The 15,801-nt window shown below is 62.5% G+C and carries 18 protein-coding genes; 10 read left to right on the plus strand and 8 right to left on the minus strand.

All coding sequences use genetic code 11. From position 1 onward, the window contains the following. Nucleotides 1–4 precede the first annotated feature (4 nt). Nucleotides 5–1,468: a biotin carboxylase gene (locus ACZYZ9_RS00615; protein ID WP_463824306.1), complete on the minus strand. Its 1,464-nt coding sequence runs from the start codon at nt 1,466–1,468 to the stop codon at nt 5–7. Nucleotides 1,469–1,627: 159 nt separating this feature from the next. On the opposite strand from ACZYZ9_RS00615, the gene ACZYZ9_RS00620 reads away from it, so the two are divergent. Then, a complete protein-coding gene (locus tag ACZYZ9_RS00620) occupies nt 1,628–1,921 on the plus strand; it encodes a hypothetical protein (protein ID WP_463824307.1) in 294 nt (97 codons plus the stop codon). A gap of 1 nt (nt 1,922) precedes the next feature. Here ACZYZ9_RS00620 and ACZYZ9_RS00625 read toward each other — a convergent pair whose 3' ends face one another. Continuing rightward, a complete protein-coding gene (locus ACZYZ9_RS00625; protein WP_463824308.1) occupies nt 1,923–2,510 on the minus strand; it encodes a TetR/AcrR family transcriptional regulator in 588 nt (195 codons plus the stop codon). A gap of 76 nt (nt 2,511–2,586) precedes the next feature. Between ACZYZ9_RS00625 and ACZYZ9_RS00630 the strand changes: the two genes are divergently transcribed. From ACZYZ9_RS00630 to ACZYZ9_RS00655, 6 genes are all read left to right on the plus strand, one after another. Then, entirely contained in the window at nt 2,587–3,411 is an 825-nt protein-coding gene (locus tag ACZYZ9_RS00630) for an alpha/beta fold hydrolase (RefSeq protein WP_463824309.1), read from the plus strand. An 81-nt stretch (nt 3,412–3,492) separates the two neighbouring features. Then, complete coding sequence (locus ACZYZ9_RS00635; protein ID WP_463824310.1) at nt 3,493–3,957, plus strand: SRPBCC family protein; 465 nt, start codon at nt 3,493–3,495, stop codon at nt 3,955–3,957. Between the two features lie 352 nt (nt 3,958–4,309). Further along, entirely contained in the window at nt 4,310–4,543 is a 234-nt protein-coding gene (locus ACZYZ9_RS00640) for a hypothetical protein (protein ID WP_463824311.1), read from the plus strand. Next, complete coding sequence (locus ACZYZ9_RS00645; protein WP_463824312.1) at nt 4,533–4,844, plus strand: type II toxin-antitoxin system PemK/MazF family toxin; 312 nt, start codon at nt 4,533–4,535, stop codon at nt 4,842–4,844. Before ACZYZ9_RS00640 ends, ACZYZ9_RS00645 begins: the two co-directional genes overlap by 11 nt. 259 nt (nt 4,845–5,103) lie before the next feature. After that, complete coding sequence (locus ACZYZ9_RS00650; protein WP_463824313.1) at nt 5,104–5,304, plus strand: hypothetical protein; 201 nt, start codon at nt 5,104–5,106, stop codon at nt 5,302–5,304. A gap of 310 nt (nt 5,305–5,614) precedes the next feature. Beyond that, entirely contained in the window at nt 5,615–6,040 is a 426-nt protein-coding gene (locus ACZYZ9_RS00655) for a PIN domain-containing protein (RefSeq protein ID WP_463824314.1), read from the plus strand. Nucleotides 6,041–6,910: 870 nt separating this feature from the next. Here ACZYZ9_RS00655 and ACZYZ9_RS00660 read toward each other — a convergent pair. Continuing rightward, nucleotides 6,911–7,150 (minus strand): hypothetical protein, encoded by a 240-nt coding sequence (locus tag ACZYZ9_RS00660; RefSeq protein WP_463824315.1) that lies wholly within the window; start codon nt 7,148–7,150, stop codon nt 6,911–6,913. Nucleotides 7,151–7,496: 346 nt separating this feature from the next. Here ACZYZ9_RS00660 and ACZYZ9_RS00665 point away from each other — a divergent pair, with 346 nt between their 5' ends. Both ACZYZ9_RS00665 and ACZYZ9_RS00670 read left to right on the plus strand, forming a co-directional pair. Beyond that, on the plus strand, nt 7,497–7,724 hold the full coding sequence (locus ACZYZ9_RS00665; RefSeq protein ID WP_463824316.1) for a FitA-like ribbon-helix-helix domain-containing protein: 228 nt from the start codon (nt 7,497–7,499) through the stop codon (nt 7,722–7,724). After that, nucleotides 7,721–8,131, plus strand: coding sequence for a PIN domain-containing protein (locus ACZYZ9_RS00670; RefSeq protein WP_463824317.1), 411 nt, complete (start codon nt 7,721–7,723; stop codon nt 8,129–8,131). Before ACZYZ9_RS00665 ends, ACZYZ9_RS00670 begins: the two co-directional genes overlap by 4 nt. Before the next feature lie 358 nt (nt 8,132–8,489). Here the strand turns inward: ACZYZ9_RS00670 and ACZYZ9_RS00675 are convergent, their stop codons facing one another. From ACZYZ9_RS00675 to ACZYZ9_RS00685, 3 genes are read right to left on the minus strand one after another with little or no spacing between them, the layout of a single operon-like run. Continuing rightward, entirely contained in the window at nt 8,490–10,277 is a 1,788-nt protein-coding gene (locus tag ACZYZ9_RS00675) for a UvrD-helicase domain-containing protein (protein WP_463824318.1), read from the minus strand. Then, on the minus strand, nt 10,261–11,856 hold the full coding sequence (locus ACZYZ9_RS00680; RefSeq protein ID WP_463824319.1) for an ATP-dependent nuclease: 1,596 nt from the start codon (nt 11,854–11,856) through the stop codon (nt 10,261–10,263). The genes ACZYZ9_RS00675 and ACZYZ9_RS00680 overlap by 17 nt, the downstream gene beginning before the upstream one ends. Then, nucleotides 11,798–12,127, minus strand: a complete 330-nt coding sequence (locus ACZYZ9_RS00685) for an AAA family ATPase (protein ID WP_463824320.1) — start codon at nt 12,125–12,127, stop codon at nt 11,798–11,800. The genes ACZYZ9_RS00680 and ACZYZ9_RS00685 overlap by 59 nt, the downstream gene beginning before the upstream one ends. Before the next feature lie 979 nt (nt 12,128–13,106). Between ACZYZ9_RS00685 and ACZYZ9_RS00690 the strand changes: the two genes are divergently transcribed. Further along, nucleotides 13,107–13,886, plus strand: coding sequence for a hypothetical protein (locus ACZYZ9_RS00690; RefSeq protein WP_463824321.1), 780 nt, complete (start codon nt 13,107–13,109; stop codon nt 13,884–13,886). A 61-nt stretch (nt 13,887–13,947) separates the two neighbouring features. Here the strand turns inward: ACZYZ9_RS00690 and ACZYZ9_RS00695 are convergent, their stop codons facing one another. Both ACZYZ9_RS00695 and ACZYZ9_RS00700 read right to left on the minus strand, forming a co-directional pair. Next, on the minus strand, nt 13,948–14,769 hold the full coding sequence (locus ACZYZ9_RS00695; RefSeq protein ID WP_463824322.1) for an acyl-CoA thioesterase: 822 nt from the start codon (nt 14,767–14,769) through the stop codon (nt 13,948–13,950). 12 nt (nt 14,770–14,781) lie between these two features. After that, the gene (locus tag ACZYZ9_RS00700; RefSeq protein WP_463824323.1) at nt 14,782–15,798 is read right to left on the minus strand and encodes a CobW family GTP-binding protein; all 1,017 of its coding nucleotides are present in this window, start codon (nt 15,796–15,798) and stop codon (nt 14,782–14,784) included. Between the last annotated feature and the right edge of the window lie 3 nt (nt 15,799–15,801).

A 15,801-nucleotide genomic window follows, 5' to 3' on the forward strand; every position in this document is an offset into this window, starting at 1 on the left:
TTGCTCAGGCCCGCGCGACCAGGCGCGAGACGATGGGCGAGGCCGGGGCCAGGGGAGTGGAGACGAACTTGGCCTTCATGCCCTTGACCCAGCGCTTGCAGCGTTCGGTGAGCTGATAATCGTCGGTCTGCAGATGCCCGCGGGTGACCAGCACGCCGAGTTGTGCACCCTCCGAACGCAAGTCGCCCGGCGACGCGACCCGCATGTAGAAGGCCTCGGACCCGTCGAGCAGCGTGGCCCAGTCGTTGGCCGACCGCGCAAACGAGACGCGACCGTCGTCGTCGATCCGCCACACGCCGGTGCGCGGCGTCGCGGTGAAAATCTCGACGTCCGGTGAGGTCTCGGTGAGGATCACCTGACCCCAGACCTCGTTCTCGCCGTAGCCCCGCTCCCAGCGCGTGTTGATCTCCTCGATGTCGAGGTCATACTCCACGTCCATGTATTCGAGCAAGTGGAACAGGAACAGGGGCATGTCGGCGTAGGCCTCTGTCGTCAGGTTCGTCATCGGGCTTGCGCCACTGAGCCGCGGGTTCACCTCGCCGAGGTAGAGCTCGCCGGAGTCCAGGTCATGCAGGAGGTCCACCTCGAAGTAGCCGCGGTAGCCTTCGTGGCTCAGGACGTCACCCAGCTTTCGCACCATCTCGCGGGCGGCGTGGGTCTGGTCGGGCGGCAGCACTTCGCGCCAGATGTCGTTGCCGCACCAGCTGCCGCGGGTGGGAGTCAGCTCCGAATAACCGACGAGACTCGTCATCGCGGGACCGATCACCGTGCCGTGACGGGTCACGGCTCCTTCGATGCACACCTCCACGTTGCGGATGCGCTTCATGACCTTGACTTCTTGTTGACCGATCAGGTTGGCCGCGTGCTGATCCCAGTCACGCTGACCGTGCACGAAAAATGTCCCGCTGCCGGCGGCGCCGTACGCGATGGAGATGACCAGGTCATCTCCCAGGCCAGCGTTCTGGGCGAGCGCCTGCAGTTCGTCGAAGGAGCCAACCCGCCCGATGGCGTGCGGCACACTCGGCACGCCAGCCTCGTTCGCCAGACGCGTCATGACGATCTTCGATCCCAGGCGCTCGCGCAGCTCCACCGGCGGATGCATGATCTCCAGGCCCGCTTGGCGTGCCAGGGACTGGGTTTCGCTGTCCATCATCACGAAGCAGGACTTGCCGCCGGGGCCGCGGCCGGCGATGAACTCCAGCGTCTCGGGATCGGACAGCAGATGGTTGCAGACGTCGCCCATGGAATCGAAGTCGCGGCGGTCGCGGCGGCGGGGGACGAACACGCGCGAATGCGTGCCTTCGAACGAATCAAAGTAGGTCAGGTAGAAGAAATTTCGGATCCAGCGGTCGATCCCCAGCAGATTGAATGGGGTCGGCGAGATGAAGTACAGCGGCACGACATTGTTGTGGAAAAACGCGCGTACGTCGGACAGGCCATCCAATCGGCGCGGTGCGGGCCCGCTCATGCCGGCCGCAGTGACGTCGGCACCTGGATTCGCGGTGCGGGCGAGGGCGCTGCGCTCGGCGCAGCCGGGCTCGGGAGACTCACGTTCATCTCCTCAGTGTGCGGCATGGCGCCGGGCCATTCGTATCGGATCGACATGTGGCGCGAATATCATCGTTTGGTGGACGGACCGGAGACGACCGACGACGGACGCTACATCATGGTCGACGGTCGGCGCTGGCGGGCCACCGATCCGTCAATTCCCGAGGAGCGCCGGGTCGAGCTGGTCCGGATATTGATGGCTTGGCGTCGAGAAGTGCGCCGCACCAAGGGAACACCGCAGGAATCGGCTTCCCGGGCGGGTGTGCAGGCCGCGAAAGTCGCTCTGGGTGAACGTGGTTCGCCGCCGTGGTGGGAGCAGACCGACGAGCAACGGCGCGGTCGGTGGCAGGCTGAGGTGTCAGAACCAACCTAGCTCAGGTGGCCGGGCCGGAGTGGACAGCCGCTCGCACTGCCGCTTGAACTCCGTACCCTGCGAACATGATTGGTTCGATCGAGCGCATGGTACGGCAGAGGACGAAGGCGCCTTCGAGGGCAGTCAGGGTGATCGTCGCCAAGCGCCGGCTGTCCTCGTCGGTGATGTCGAGCTGGTTGAACCACTCGGCAAGGCGGGTCAGCCAATTATCGAAGACTTCAGCGGCCTCGAGTCGTAACCGCTCGTTGGTGCTGGCGACTTCCAGGGCGATGGTTTCGATGGAGCACGCTTCGCTGTAGTCCTGGGACTCCAGCAGTTTGCCGGCGTGTTCGAACAACGTCGGGATGCCGTCTAGTGGGTCGGTCTCCGCCAACTGCGCGCCGACGAACTCGCCGTAGCGGATCCCTTCGAGCCGTATGACTTCGACGCTGATCTCCTCTTTGCCGCCTGGGAAGTGGTGGTAGATCGAGCCGAAGGGAGCGCCCGCGGCTGCCGAAATCTGTTTGAGGCCGGTGGCGGGCATGCCCTGGCGTCGGTAGAGCTCGGCCGTCGCGGCCAGAATCCGGCTGCGAGTGTTGGCATCCGCCATGACGCTTCCCTTCTTGCGCGCTGCTCGTCGGCATCATATCCTGAGTCTGATTAGAACGATCTATCTAGGAGCAGATGTGCCGTCTGTCGAGCTGCCGTCCGGCCGGATCTACTACGACGACACCGGCGGCGACGGCCCGATCCTGGTATTCGGCCACGGTCTGCTGATGGACGGCCGGCAGTGGCGCAAAGTCCTGCCACTGCTGCCGGAGTACCGCTGTATCACGCCGACACTTCCGCTGGGCGCCCACACCACACCGATGAACCACGACGCGGATCTCTCCGAAATGGGTGTGGCCGCAATCCTTGCCGATTTCCTCGACGCTCTCGCACTCGATGACGTGACTCTCGTCCTCAACGACTGGGGCGGTGGACAATTCGTCATTACCGAAGGTCGGGACACACGCATCGGACGGATGGTGCTGGCATCGTGCACCGCGTTCGACAACTACCCGCCCAAACCCGCCAGGCCCGCAGCGATGTTGTGCCGATTGCCGGGCGGTGGCTGGATCCTCAGCAAGATGCTGGGAACCCAGTTCTTCCGCCACAGCACTCGGGCCTACGGCGCTCTGAGCAAATCACCGATACCCGACGCGCTGTTCGACGAGTGGTTTCGCCCCGCCGTCGAAAACCGGGCTGTGCGAAGGGATCTGGTGAAGTTCGCCACCGGGGCGCCGTCGCGCCGGCGGCTGATCGAACTGTCCGACCGAATGAACAGTTTCCACCGGCCGGTGCTGGTGGTTTGGGCCAGGGAAGACAGGATGATGCCGCTGTCACATGCCGACCGCCTCGTCGAGCTCTATCCCGACGCGAGGAAGGTGATTATCGACGACTCCTGGACGCTGATCCCCGAGGATCAGCCGCAGGCGATGGCAGAGGTGCTGCGCGATTTCGCCAAATGATCGAGAGACTGGGGAGCGGGCCACGGTGTGACACGGACGCGGCAACGTTTCACCCCGAGAAAGTTTGGGCAGTGTCAGGGTATGAGCAATAACGAGATGGTCACCGTCGAAAGAACAATCGCCGCGCCCGTCGATGCGGTCTTCGACGTCCTCACCAACCCCAATCGACACCCGGCTCTCGATGGGTCTGGGTTCGTCCGCAGCGTGGACCAGGCCGACCGGATCCAGCGCGTCGGCGACGTGTTCACCATGAACATGCAGGGCGACCACATGGGCGGCGAATACAAAACGGACAACCACGTATCCGGTTATGTGAAGGACAAATTGGTGGCGTGGAAGACCGCGCCGGCGGGCACTGAGCCGCCCGGCTGGGAGTGGCTGTGGGAGTTGGAGGCGCAGGGGCCCAACGAGACCCTGGTCCGGCACACCTATGACTGGTCGAAGGTCACTGACAAGAAATTGCTGGAAAAAGTGAAGTTCCCGCTGGTGACGAAAGATCAGCTGAGCGACACCCTCGCTCGCTTGGATGCCGAAGCTTCCACCTGAAACGCAGGCACCGAACGAACGAGTGAGAACCGGGACGGCACGCCGGTGGCAGAGCTTCGACCGCTGCCTCGTTCCGGCATCGGCCCAGCGGAGCTGATTCGTCGCCGTAAGAATCTCTCGCAGGTAAACCCGGCGCAACCTCGACAACCTGATCGACCCGTCGCTGTGACGGAAGCCCCGGGGCGGGGGCTGCTGGATAGCAATGGCCGAGACGATCTAGACGTGCATGTTCTGTCTGCTACCGGCCACACCGGTTGTCGGCGAATAAGCGCTGCTGGAGTTGCCGCTGCTGGGTGAAAAAGCGCTCATTTGGATCCAGCGGTCGTCTTACAAAACGTCGTACACTGTTGTAATGGCTGACACAATCACCTTCAGGCCCGACGAAGACACATTGATGGCGCTGGAGGTCTTGACCAAAGACGGAACCGCCGTGTCCGTAGCCGTTCGATCTGCTCTTATCGATGCCGCACGACGGAAGGCCGGCGCGGCGATTCGTGCCGAGGCGGAAAGGCTTGCCGAAGACGAGTCCGACCGCGCTGAGGCCATCCAGGTGCTGCGCGACATGGAGACGTTGCGTGCGTGGTGAGGTCTTTCAGCTGCGTGCCCCGCGGGGGAGTCGCGGTCACGAGCAGTCCGGTTCCCGCTACGCCGTAGTAGTCCAGTCAGATCAACTGCCCCTGTCGACGTGGCTGGTTGCACCAACATCCACGTCGGCTCGTGCCGCCAGCTTTCGTCCCGAAGTTGAAATCGGCGGCGGGAACACCCGCGTGCTTGCCGAACAGGCGGCCGCAGTCGACCCGGGCCGACTCGGCAAGAGCGTCGGGTTCCTAACCTTCGATGAGATGCGCCGTGTTGATGCGGCACTACGCATCGTCCTCGATCTATGAGCGTCGGACAGCCTCGGACCAACTTCGTCGACGCCGTCCGGTTCTAAGACACCACCGAGCAGAGGACATTTCACATGAACACCCCCGCCGTCTCCACCTCCGACTACCCTTCGCGGTCCGGTCACCGAGGTGCTACGGTCGGCCCTGATCACCGGTCAGATGCAGCCCGGACACGTCTATCCGGCACCGTATCTCGCCGACTTGCTTGGAGTTTCGGCCACTCTCGTGCGTGAGGCGATGCTGGATCTGGTGCAAGGGCATGGTGGAAGTGGTTCCCAACACCGGCTTCCGGGTGACGCAGCTGTCTGGTACCGAACTCGACGAATTGGTGGAGTTGCGGCTGCTTATCGAACCCCCTGTGATGGCTGAAGTGGCGAAGGCGTGTGAGGGAGAACAGGCCGCTGCTGTTGAGGTGCCGCGCCCGCTCGCGCAGGATGAACACAGCGACATTTACTGGTAACCCTGCGTATTCGATTGCTGCATATTCTCCGTCCGCGGCATGGTGTAGCCGCCCGACGCCGCAGGTGTATATACTTGATCAAGGTTTCGTATATATCCAGGTGGGGCAGCCAGATGACAAAGCGCTTGATTGACCTCGATGATGACCTGTTGGCGGCCGCGCAGAAGGAACTAAAGACGTCCGGCGTATCAGATACGGTCCGGATCGCCTTGCAGCAGGCTGCGGCGGCGTCTGCTCGCGCACGCCAAGTCGCATGGCTGAAGGCTGGCGGTATGAGGGAGATGGCTGACCCTGGTCAACGAGGTGATGTGTGGCGGTAGTAGCTCGGTATCTCATCGACACCAGTGCTGCGGCGCGCATGACACACCCCACCGTCGCCGACCGACTTGCCCCGCTCATCGAGGCAGGATTGGTCGCAACCACCGCCCAGCTCGATGCCGAAGCGCTTTACAGCGCCCGGACCGCCGCGGAGTACACACAGCTGTGGTCAGATCGCCGCCTCGCATACGAGTACCTGCCGACAAACGATGAGCACTGGCAGGTGGCGCTGGATGCGCAGCGGTCGCTGGCCAGCAAGGGTCGCCATCGCGCCGTCGGCATGGCCGACCTCCTGGTCGCCACCCTTGCCAATGCCCATGATGTGACACTGCTCCACTACGACGCCGATTTCGAGATCGCTGCCGAAGTATTGACCTTCCAGCATCGGTGGGCGTTGGAACGGGGCGCCATCAGTTAGGCCCGGGCAGGGCGTGGAGGGCGATTGAAACCGTTGTCCCGAAGCGGGATATCGCAATATGCAGCATTACTCAGGCGCCGCGTCGCCGCCGAGGGCAAGGTCGGCTTCTGCGTGGGCTTGGTGCCGCCATCTACGCGCACCTTCACGGGTGTTACGGAGCCTTGCCGCACGGCAGCCGATTTCTCGGCGATCCACGCGGGGAAGGGCGCGCGGATGCATTCGTCTCTACGAGCGCGCGAGTCTGCACCGTAGGCATGACGGGCGGAAAGTCCTGCACCGCAGCCGAAGACGATGGGAGGAGCGCGATGATTCATCTGATGCAATATGCACTGGTTTACTGGATACCTGCGGTATCAAGTCTGGTCGAATTGTGTCGTGGAGTGTGAACAGTTCGTAGATGCGCACGCTTACAGTTGATCTGATCAGTGCGCCCCTTCAGTGCAATCAACCGAAAACCCCTGGCGTCCAGGAGTTACGACGATCGGCACCGCCTCGACGGGTGAGGATCACACAAACGTTGCATGATTCATCCGATGAAAATGCAGTGGTTTACTTGACATAATGTCGCTTATCGGCAATACCGTGGGACCGCTTTTGGGAAGAGGGCGGTTCTTTCGGTCTAACTGTCCCATCCGGAACTACCTGGGAGTAATCCGGGCATTCCTGGTAGCTGTCCGATTTCTCTCCCTCCGTTCCAGAAATGTCTGGCAGTGACACCCGCCCAGGTCCCTGCCCATGCCTGCGGATCTTCGGCCGGCGGCGCTGAGTCTGAATCCAGGACTATCTGACAGCGCCGGACATGGCCATCGACAGTCCAGAAATACTTAACAGCGGCGGACGCTCCGCGCCTTCGAAGTCCGGCGTGACTGCTTAATTCGTCACTGTGACGTTATGTAGGTGATGCCGCGTCTCCTGTTCGCACAGGTCCTGAGCTGCGCAGAGCCCAATAATATGGGTAACGTTGATTATCCATCGTTTGTCTGTCGGGCTGCTGCTGCGCCGAACGAGACCGATCTTGGCTACTCCGTCGCCGAAGGCGTTGTTGAAGCTGCTGCCGTCGTGCCGGCCGTCGGTGAGATCCCCGAGTAGTTCCAGCAGTTCTTGGATCATCGGCAGGCGAGTAAACCTTCGGCGCACACGATGAAGGCCTATCGCCGCCATTGCCAATCTGCTGACCGGTGGTGAGCCGGTCCGCCTCAGTCCAGCTGCACTCATCGACGATGTCGACGGTGTCGCTCGGCGCTGCGATCGAGCGCCACACGCAACCTTCATAAAGGCCGCGTCTCCTGCCCCCGACAAGATCGGGTGATTTGATCACGAGCACTTCCTCCGGCTCCGGCCGTGACGCCGCGTTCATCAACCGCGGCTTCCGCCGCGGGAATTTGACCCGTTCCTGCAGTCGCGCAGCCAATGAGAAGTAACCGTGATGATATCAAATAGCTGATATCATCGAGCTATGGAGCAGATAGTTATTCGCAACCTTCCCGAGGGGACCAAGGCGGCGCTGCGAGTCCGCGCTGCTCGTCATCACCACTCCGTCGAGGCAGAAGCCCGCGCGATCCTCGCCGCGGGACTGTCGGGTGAAGAGGTCCCCATGTCAGTGCTGCTGGCCGCCGATTCCGGCGCTGAGATCGAGTTCGAACCCGAACGTCTGGGACTGCGCGCCCGCACCCCAGAACTGTGACCTACCTGCTCGACACCAACGTGGTGTCGGCGTTGCGCGTGCCGGGACGCAACCCGGCCGTGGCAGCATGGGCAGACTCGGTAGAAGTCTCCGAACAGTTCATCGCGGCTACGACACTGGCCGAGATTGAACGCGGCGTAATCGTCAAGGAACGCACCGACCCGATCCAGGCACAACACCTGCGGCGCTGGTTCGACGGCAAGGTGCTGCCCGTATTTGCCTCCCGGACACTGGCTTTCGACTTCGCCGCGGCCCGCATCCTGGCCACCTACCGTGTGCCAGAGCACGCACCCTACGACGATGCGTTGATCGCGGCCGTCGCTGCGGCCACCAACAAGATTGTCATCACCCGCAACACCCGACACTTCGAACCACTCGGAGTGCGATGTCTGGACCCGTGGGAGTAACGCCAAGCACGGCGGGGGGCCGGTGACTGCGAGACATGTTGCCTCGCAATCTATTTACGCCCCGAATGGCAGATAGGGGCCGCCCCACGGTGGCAAATCAACGTCAAAGCATCCCGACGCAATCCAGATGCATACCGTTCATGCATAACTGATATTATGCATGAACAATCCGCCTGCTGCCTCGGCCGGGTCGCCGCGGCAAACGGAATCTCGTGCGGGCGCAGTGGTCTTGTGCCTTTTGGGCCAACAGGCCGTAGGTATTCACCCGACGGGCCTCGTATGCGGCATCTATCGAGGATTTCGCGCACATCGCAGATAGCACCTCGGATACGGCTGGCGGCGTGCGACGGGGGCGGCGTTAAACCTCCTCAAGATATACCGTGGCGACTCCGGTGCTTCTTAGTACGGCTCGAAGAGCATCCAAGTGTTGCGGGCTAACCGCCAGGACAAGGAGCCTGCGCGCCCGGCTCGCTCCGACATAAAGTACACGTCGCGCCTCGTGAGTATTGTCCGACGCCCACAAATCTAGGATATGCGGACGGGTGCCGACCGGCTCGTCCTCGATGTGCAGCAGGATGGCATCCCGTTCACCGCCCTTGACCGAATGGATATGTGCACCAGCCACTTCGGTCTGCGGTCCGGTAGTCGATGCTGCCTTCGTGTAAGCCTTGAAGTCCGCGGACTTCGCCGATTTGAACTGTTGCTTGACCGGCTTATGGCCGAGGGCGATGTTGGCAAGTAGCACGGTGATTGTCGCACGGATCGATTCTGTTGCGGCGTCGGCGTCGGTCCACTGTGCGGAAGCGTCGACGAGTCGCGAGACCATGACCCGTAACTGCGACTGGCTCAGTGCTGCGGCGTCGAGTTGCTCTTGGCGGACGGACCCCTGCAGGTTGTCCGGCAGTTTGATGAGTTTCAGGAGCTCGTCTTCGATCGTGGACATAGCGCTGAGGCGCTCGCGGGCGCTCCGTGAATACCGTAAAGTGGCTACACTTCTGATGACTCGGCCGGTCTTGGTAGTCGCGGTGCCAACGTTATCGATCCGTCCCGACAAGGTGGCGGCTGCTCTGCGGGTAGCCGCCAGGATGAGCCTCTGCCCGGCCTCGACGTCCAATTCATCAGCGAGCCTGTTGAATTCAGCGCGAGCAAACTTCGGCCTTCCTACCGTCACGTAGATCATGTCGGCGTGCGGTGATTGGGATGCGTCGCGGCGCGAGACAATCGGTCGATTACTGATGGACCGCAGGCTTGAGGCTAGAGCGCAGATCGCGGGCGATGATCGCCAATTTTCGTCCAAGTAGACCACCTGATCGACGTCGAGAGCGCTCCTATAGTCGACGTAGCTGCTTGGCTCGGCTTGGCGGAACTCATAAATGGCCTGGTCGGGGTCCGCGACAGTGACGACACCGATGCCTAACGAGCGCAGTGATCGCAAGATCTCGTGTTCGATCACCGAGCAGTCTTGAAATTCGTCAACGATTATTTCGCTGAACCGGGAAGCCAGCCGGTCATGTAGCCATGCCATGCCTGGTTCGCGCAGCACGCTAAGAGCCTTGAGGCGTGTCTGCTCGCAGTCGTAGATACCTGATGAGGTGAGCTGTCTGACTTTGGCTTCAGCAAGTTTGCGCAGATCCGAGGGTTTGTAGCCGGCCTTGGCAAGCTCGATCGCGTATGGGCGATCGTCCGCGGGTGCCGCGGCGGCGTCCCCGGATGGATAGTGCAAGCTGCCGCTAATGTCGGTGTGGAAGTGTGCCAGAGCAAGTCCTGTTCCGTTCACGCCTGCGAATCGCAGGCGGGTGCCAAACACGTTGGCAGGCAGGTCATTCCATGTGTCGACGTAACGGGGCGGCTTCTCATTTTGGCGGGTGAAAACCGGTGTGACGAGGTATCGGCGAAGAAAACTGTCGAAAGTGCCCATGAAGTTTGGTGCTTGAGTCGCTTGGGGAACGTTTGCGCAACGGCGCGCTGCTTCATCGACTGCGGCGTTGGTGAACGAAAGCAGTGCGGCAGCTGTGCCTTTCGACGTTGCTCTCGCGATGTACCGCGCCACGATCGCTCGTGTTTTGCCCGCGCCGGGGCATGCTTCCACGAGATGAATCTCGGGGTTTAGCACGGCTTGTTGCGCACCGCTAAGTTCCGTCGGCATCCGAGTCTCCGGGACCGGGCGTGTCGGCGACGCCATTCATTAATGCGCTGATGACGCTCGCGAGGTAGGAAGGCGGGGTGAAGGTTGCCTCAGCGTCCTCCCCGCGGCTTTGTGCGATGGCCTCGCATACTAGCTGGGCGAAATCGCCTTTGCCTAAGTCGATCTCACCGGTTTTGGTCTTGATCGCGTCGGCGAAGGCCTTCGCCCGGATTGCGGGATCTTCGCCGAGCTTACTGAACAACTGCTCCCACTTGTCCTCCGATCGCGGGTGCATCGCGAGGTAGGCCTGTTTGAGCAGGGCCTCATTAGCGACCATCGAGAACAGTTCGGCCTCCAGAGTTGTTCCGCCAACGAATATTTCGAGGCGGGGCTCGTCGGGGAACGCTGTCAGGTACCGTTGCCGGCGCTGTTCTCCAAGCTTGCACGGCGCCGGCTTGTCAACCGGGTCACCGTCGGTGACAACGATGACCTGGTCGACGCGGTGTGCTGAACCCTTGAGCAGAAGGTTCAGGTACGGCTCGAAGTCCACCCCGTCTATGGCGATGAACGACGTGGCTGCTAGGTGGCGCAGCTTCACCTCATCGCCGGCGCACGCGAGACGGGCGAGTTCGGGAATGATAATCGCTTCGGCGATGCCCTCGACCAGCACAGCGTGTCGGGCAAACAACAGTGCTGACCGAGTCACCGACAGATAGCGATCGAGCTTGCGTACCTCTGGAGGTGACAAGCCGAGCTTCTTCAACGCCGTGGCCTCCGTTCGCCACCCGCCGCTAGGCGTCGCTTCGACGGCTCTGGCGCGTGAGGTGACAACGAGTTTGGCCACCGACACCGCGCTGGCTATGTTGGGTGAGTGCGTAGACACCACCACCTGCACACGTCCAGCGGGTTCAAGCGTGTGGTCAGCTTCAGCCCTGCGCCGCGACTGTGCGGCTTGATCCTCAAGGTACTTCAGCAATACGGCCTGCAGCTGTGGATGCAGATGCGCCTCAGGCTCTTCCACCAGAAGTAAGGTCAAGTCGTAATCCTTGGCGTTGACCAATTGCACGATGATGGTGGCGATATAAGCCAGGTTCGCGTAACCAAGGCCGGACGAAGCCAACCGGATCGGATCAATGTGCTCGTCGGCGAGCTGTACACGGAGCAGCCCAGCAAGCCGGCGGAGGTCCTGGTCTTTGCCTACAAGCTGCACATCGTGGTGTCGCGACGGCGGGGTGATCCGGTCCATATGGTCGGCGATCCGGTCACGCGCTGCCTTCGGTAGATCCATCGACGCGATTGAACTCAGCGCTGCGTTGGCATCGGCCGTAAATCTCTCGCGCTTTGGCTTTTCTTCTGTGCTTGACGTCAAAACCTTCAAGACCTCGGCTATGCGTTCCCCTCGGGAGTCCAATTCGCGGATCGCGTCACGTAGCGGTGGCAGATAGACGTGGGCGATCCGTTTTCGATTGATGGGCTCCGGATCATCGACGCCAAGTCGCCCCACCGAGTGCCGGGCAGATCGCCAGTAGGGGAGATCGGGGTCACGCGAATATGAGGTGCCGTAAGTCAACGTATCGTCGCCATCGACCAGTTCGGCCAAAGATCGCTTTTTCGCTGCTGGTGAGTCCACTGTAAGAAGCCGCAATCCTGACCTCAGTGGTCTCGTCAGTGCCGCGAGTCGGGTCTGACTCGGCGATGAAACTTAGCCCACTTCCCTCGATTGCCGGAGTGGTCGCCAACCTGAGTGCGTCGATCACGGCGCTCTTGCCCGCTGCATTTTCTCCGGCAAACACGGTGAGGTCATCGGCAAATTCCACTTCGACATCCTCGCAACTGCGGAAATTTGCTAACGACATGTGCTCCAGTCTCATAATCCGTCCACGGGCTCCGCAGGGACTGCACGCCGAAAGGGAGTTCTCCGCAGCGTGCGCGTTCGCCGATGGGCCGCGACGGCCACCCCCTCGCGATCGTGGATGCTTCCTACGCTGCTGACATACCTAGCCGCACTCGGCCTCGCATACCTGTCTCGGGAATCGCTATAGGACATAAACCCGCACCTTTCGAGCTCTCGGTATCTCACACCGGAAACAGGTTATTGATTGGGACCGACACCCTACCGCCCGCCCGTCTTCTCGCCGCGGGGCGCTACTAGCTATGGGCTCATCGGTCGAGCGAAGGCACCGGCTTCGGCATTGTGCATGTCACCGCCAGCTCCGTCGCCGAGTAGGAAGCTGGGGTGAGGTGAGCCCGTCGTAGTGGTCCAGTCGTTGTGGGACTCTGTGGCCCGGCTTGTGGGCTAGGAAGAATTACCAACGACCTGGCATCGAACAAGCGCCGGCGGCATACGCCGGATCAGATCATCCGCAAGCTGGCCGAGGGCAACAAGCTGTTGGCGTCGGGGCAGGAGCTAGCTGCGGCTCCGACGAGGCCGATCCCCTTGACTCCCCCGCCCTCGAAACAAGGTCAGCGCCCGGTCCGGCCTGCGCTCGCTCTTCGAGCGTCATAAGTTGACCCGCCGGACCGCCCGACGTCGTCATGCTCGCCTCCGCAAATTCTCGGCTAACCGCGCGTGACCCTCAGTACAGACCTAGGGTCCGCCTGTTGTCCCCGATACCCGACTTTCCCGTGCCGGAGAGTTCAGCCCGGGAAGTTCAGCGTGGCTGATCACCACTGGTCAGCGACTGCCCGATGAGCTGGGCGCCTGGGGTGGCTTAACCCAGCACGATTCGTCACGGTGACGAATTATGTTGCTGTGCACGGCATTTCGTAGGAGCAAGCAGATGGCTGTCCGCGTCAGTGCGGCGAACCTTCGCGCAGCACATCCGGTGCCCGTCCATCGGCACAGGTCCGGTGTCAATTTCCGAGTCGCCGCAACGAGTCGGAGGTACCGGCCGCCACGGCCAGAACAACGCACGCGACAATTCGGCGATGGACGTAGTGCCCAAGCATCCCATCGCCCAGTCATTGGATGACATCAGCCGCTGCGGCGAGATCTCGGCGGCGTTCGTCGCCGGACTCACCACCAATGATCATCGATGGGAGCTGCGAACGTCCGGCGGTGACGTGCTTGCCGTCACCAGGCGTGTGCACAGCGGCGGTCGAATGGCACAACGGATGTGGAAGTTGGTGTCTGCCACCGGAATGGACGCGGGCAACGACATCCACGTCGAACTACTCGGCGCCGACGGCCGGCTGCTCGCGAAGATCAGTTCGAGCAACGACGCGCCCGCGGAAGTCACGGTCACCGGTGTCACCGGCGGTCAGCTCGCGCGAAGCGCACGTCCCAAGACGGCTCTGCTGAGGGTCAAGCATCCGGACAAACTCACCGTCCATGATGCCGATGATCGCGTGTGCGCCGAGATCGACTGCGAGGCCGACAGCCCCTGGCAGCTCCGAAACAAAGCCGGCGAAGCCGTCGGAGAACTGCTCGCTGGCGCGCCCGGGCCATCCCTGTCGCCCCGCTGGTACACCTGGGTGGATCCGCAGTGGGCGATGTCTGAAGCCACCTACAACCGGGGGTTGCATCTCGGTATTCGACGGGTCACCCAATACAGCGCGGTATTTGGTGACGATTCGCCCCGCTCGCTCGCGTTGACGCTGGTGCCGCTGCTCGCTGGTCTCGCCTACTGAAGCGATCCGCGCCGGAGGCGTAACCGGTTGACGCTGTTCGGATCCCACTGGTTGGGCGCATTCAGCGGGCGGGCGGGAAATACATCTCTTGACGCACGCTGCACACCAGATCGCCGTTGCGGTTGAACATCGTCCCACTGGCCAGCGCCAGTGAATCCGCGCTGCTCGGCGAAGACCGTCGGTAAAGAAGCCATTCCGACAACACCGCAGGAGCGTGGAACCACACCGAATGGTCACGCTGCGCCGATTCACCTACTCCCCCGCGCGCGGCGAACGCCGGCTCGGTCAACGTCACCGCCGACAGATAGGCCACCAGACCGGCGGTGAGTACCGGATCGTCAGGGACCTCCCCGTCCGGTCGCCACCACATCGCCGACCGAGCCGGGGGCTCGGTGGATACGTCGACGATGCGGCGCTCGAACCAGCACAGGCTTGCATACCGCCCGGTGCCCGACTCGGCCTCGGCCAGGTGCGGTGGCACCCACGGCAGCGTCTCGGGTGCGGGCACCTGGGGAATCGGCGGCTGGTACTCGAACCGCGCGGCTGTGCGGCCGGTGATTTTGAACGACGACATCGCTTCCATCAGGATTCTGTCGTCCTGACGGGCGGTGACCCGGCGTGCTGAAAAGGTCCGTCCCTCTTGCAGGTTGACGACCTCGAAGTCCACCGGCCGCCGGGAATCACCCGGGCGCAGAAAATAGGTGTGCACACTGTGCGGCGCCCGTCCCGGCGCCGTGTGACTCGCCGCCAACAGAGCTTGGGCCGAGATGTGCCCACCGAGAATGTGATGGGCCGGCGCGGGCAACTGCTGTCCGACGAAAGACCATTCGCCGACCCGGCGCAGATCCATGGTGAGCAGCACGTCGGTGAGCGAGGATGACATCGGGACGTATCTTCACACACTGAGTCGCAGATAGCGTTGCAGCCGCCGCCGCCCCGTCGCCGACGCCGTCCCGGCAACGGGTTGCACCGCCTCGTCGAGTCGGGCGCGGACAGTGCCGACGTCGAAATCCATCCCGATGGCGACCAGACAATTCCCGACGGCCCGCGGCGGTGCCTTTCTCACGTGAACTGCGCTACCCACGACGTTGACGACGTAGGTTCTGACAGCGGCGGAATGCCGCACGGCGACAATTCCTTTGAGCCGGAAGACCCCGGAGGGCGGCAGTTCGAGCAGATCGAAGAGTGCGTCGGGATTGACACAACCGGTGCTGCGGACAGTGACAGCGTCGGCATGAACATGGTCGTGCGCATGCGCGGAGTCGGCCCACAACTCCCGAAACGACAGCTGCCCCGACTGCTCGCCGGGTCCTTCGGCGGGGTCGAACAGCAATGCGGGATCGATCCGTCCGCCCGTGGTGCCCACCACCTGGACTCTGGGATTACGTTGTGCCACCCGCTCTTCGATGCGCCGCAGCAGCACCGGGCGCTCGCTGTCCCGAATCTGGTCGAGCTTGTTGACCACGATCAGTGAAGCGACGCCGTAACGCACCGGCGGCAACACGCTGCAGTCGACGGTGTCGAAATGGTTCACCGCGTCGACGACGTCGACAAGACCACCGGGGCGCACTCGCGACAACTTGGAAAAGCCGATAATCCGGGCGATCGCCACCGGATCCGCCAGGCCACTGGCCTCGACGACGATGGCATCCAGGCGGCGCGCCGGGTCGGCGAGTTTGACCAGCGCCTCGTCGAGACCGCCGTCGTCGGGCAGGCAGCAGATGCAGCCTCCAGCGATTGACGCCGGCTCGTCGACCTGGCCGGCCACCAGCGCGGCGTCGACGTTCAGGTCGCCAAAGTCGTTGACCACCACGCCGATTCGTGTATCGGGACTACGGAGCAGATGGTTGAGTAGTGTCGTCTTGCCCGCACCCAGGTGGCCGGTGAGCGCGATGACCGGTATCGCGGTCAACGC

This window comes from Mycobacterium sp. IDUB_28, from assembly GCF_055419285.1.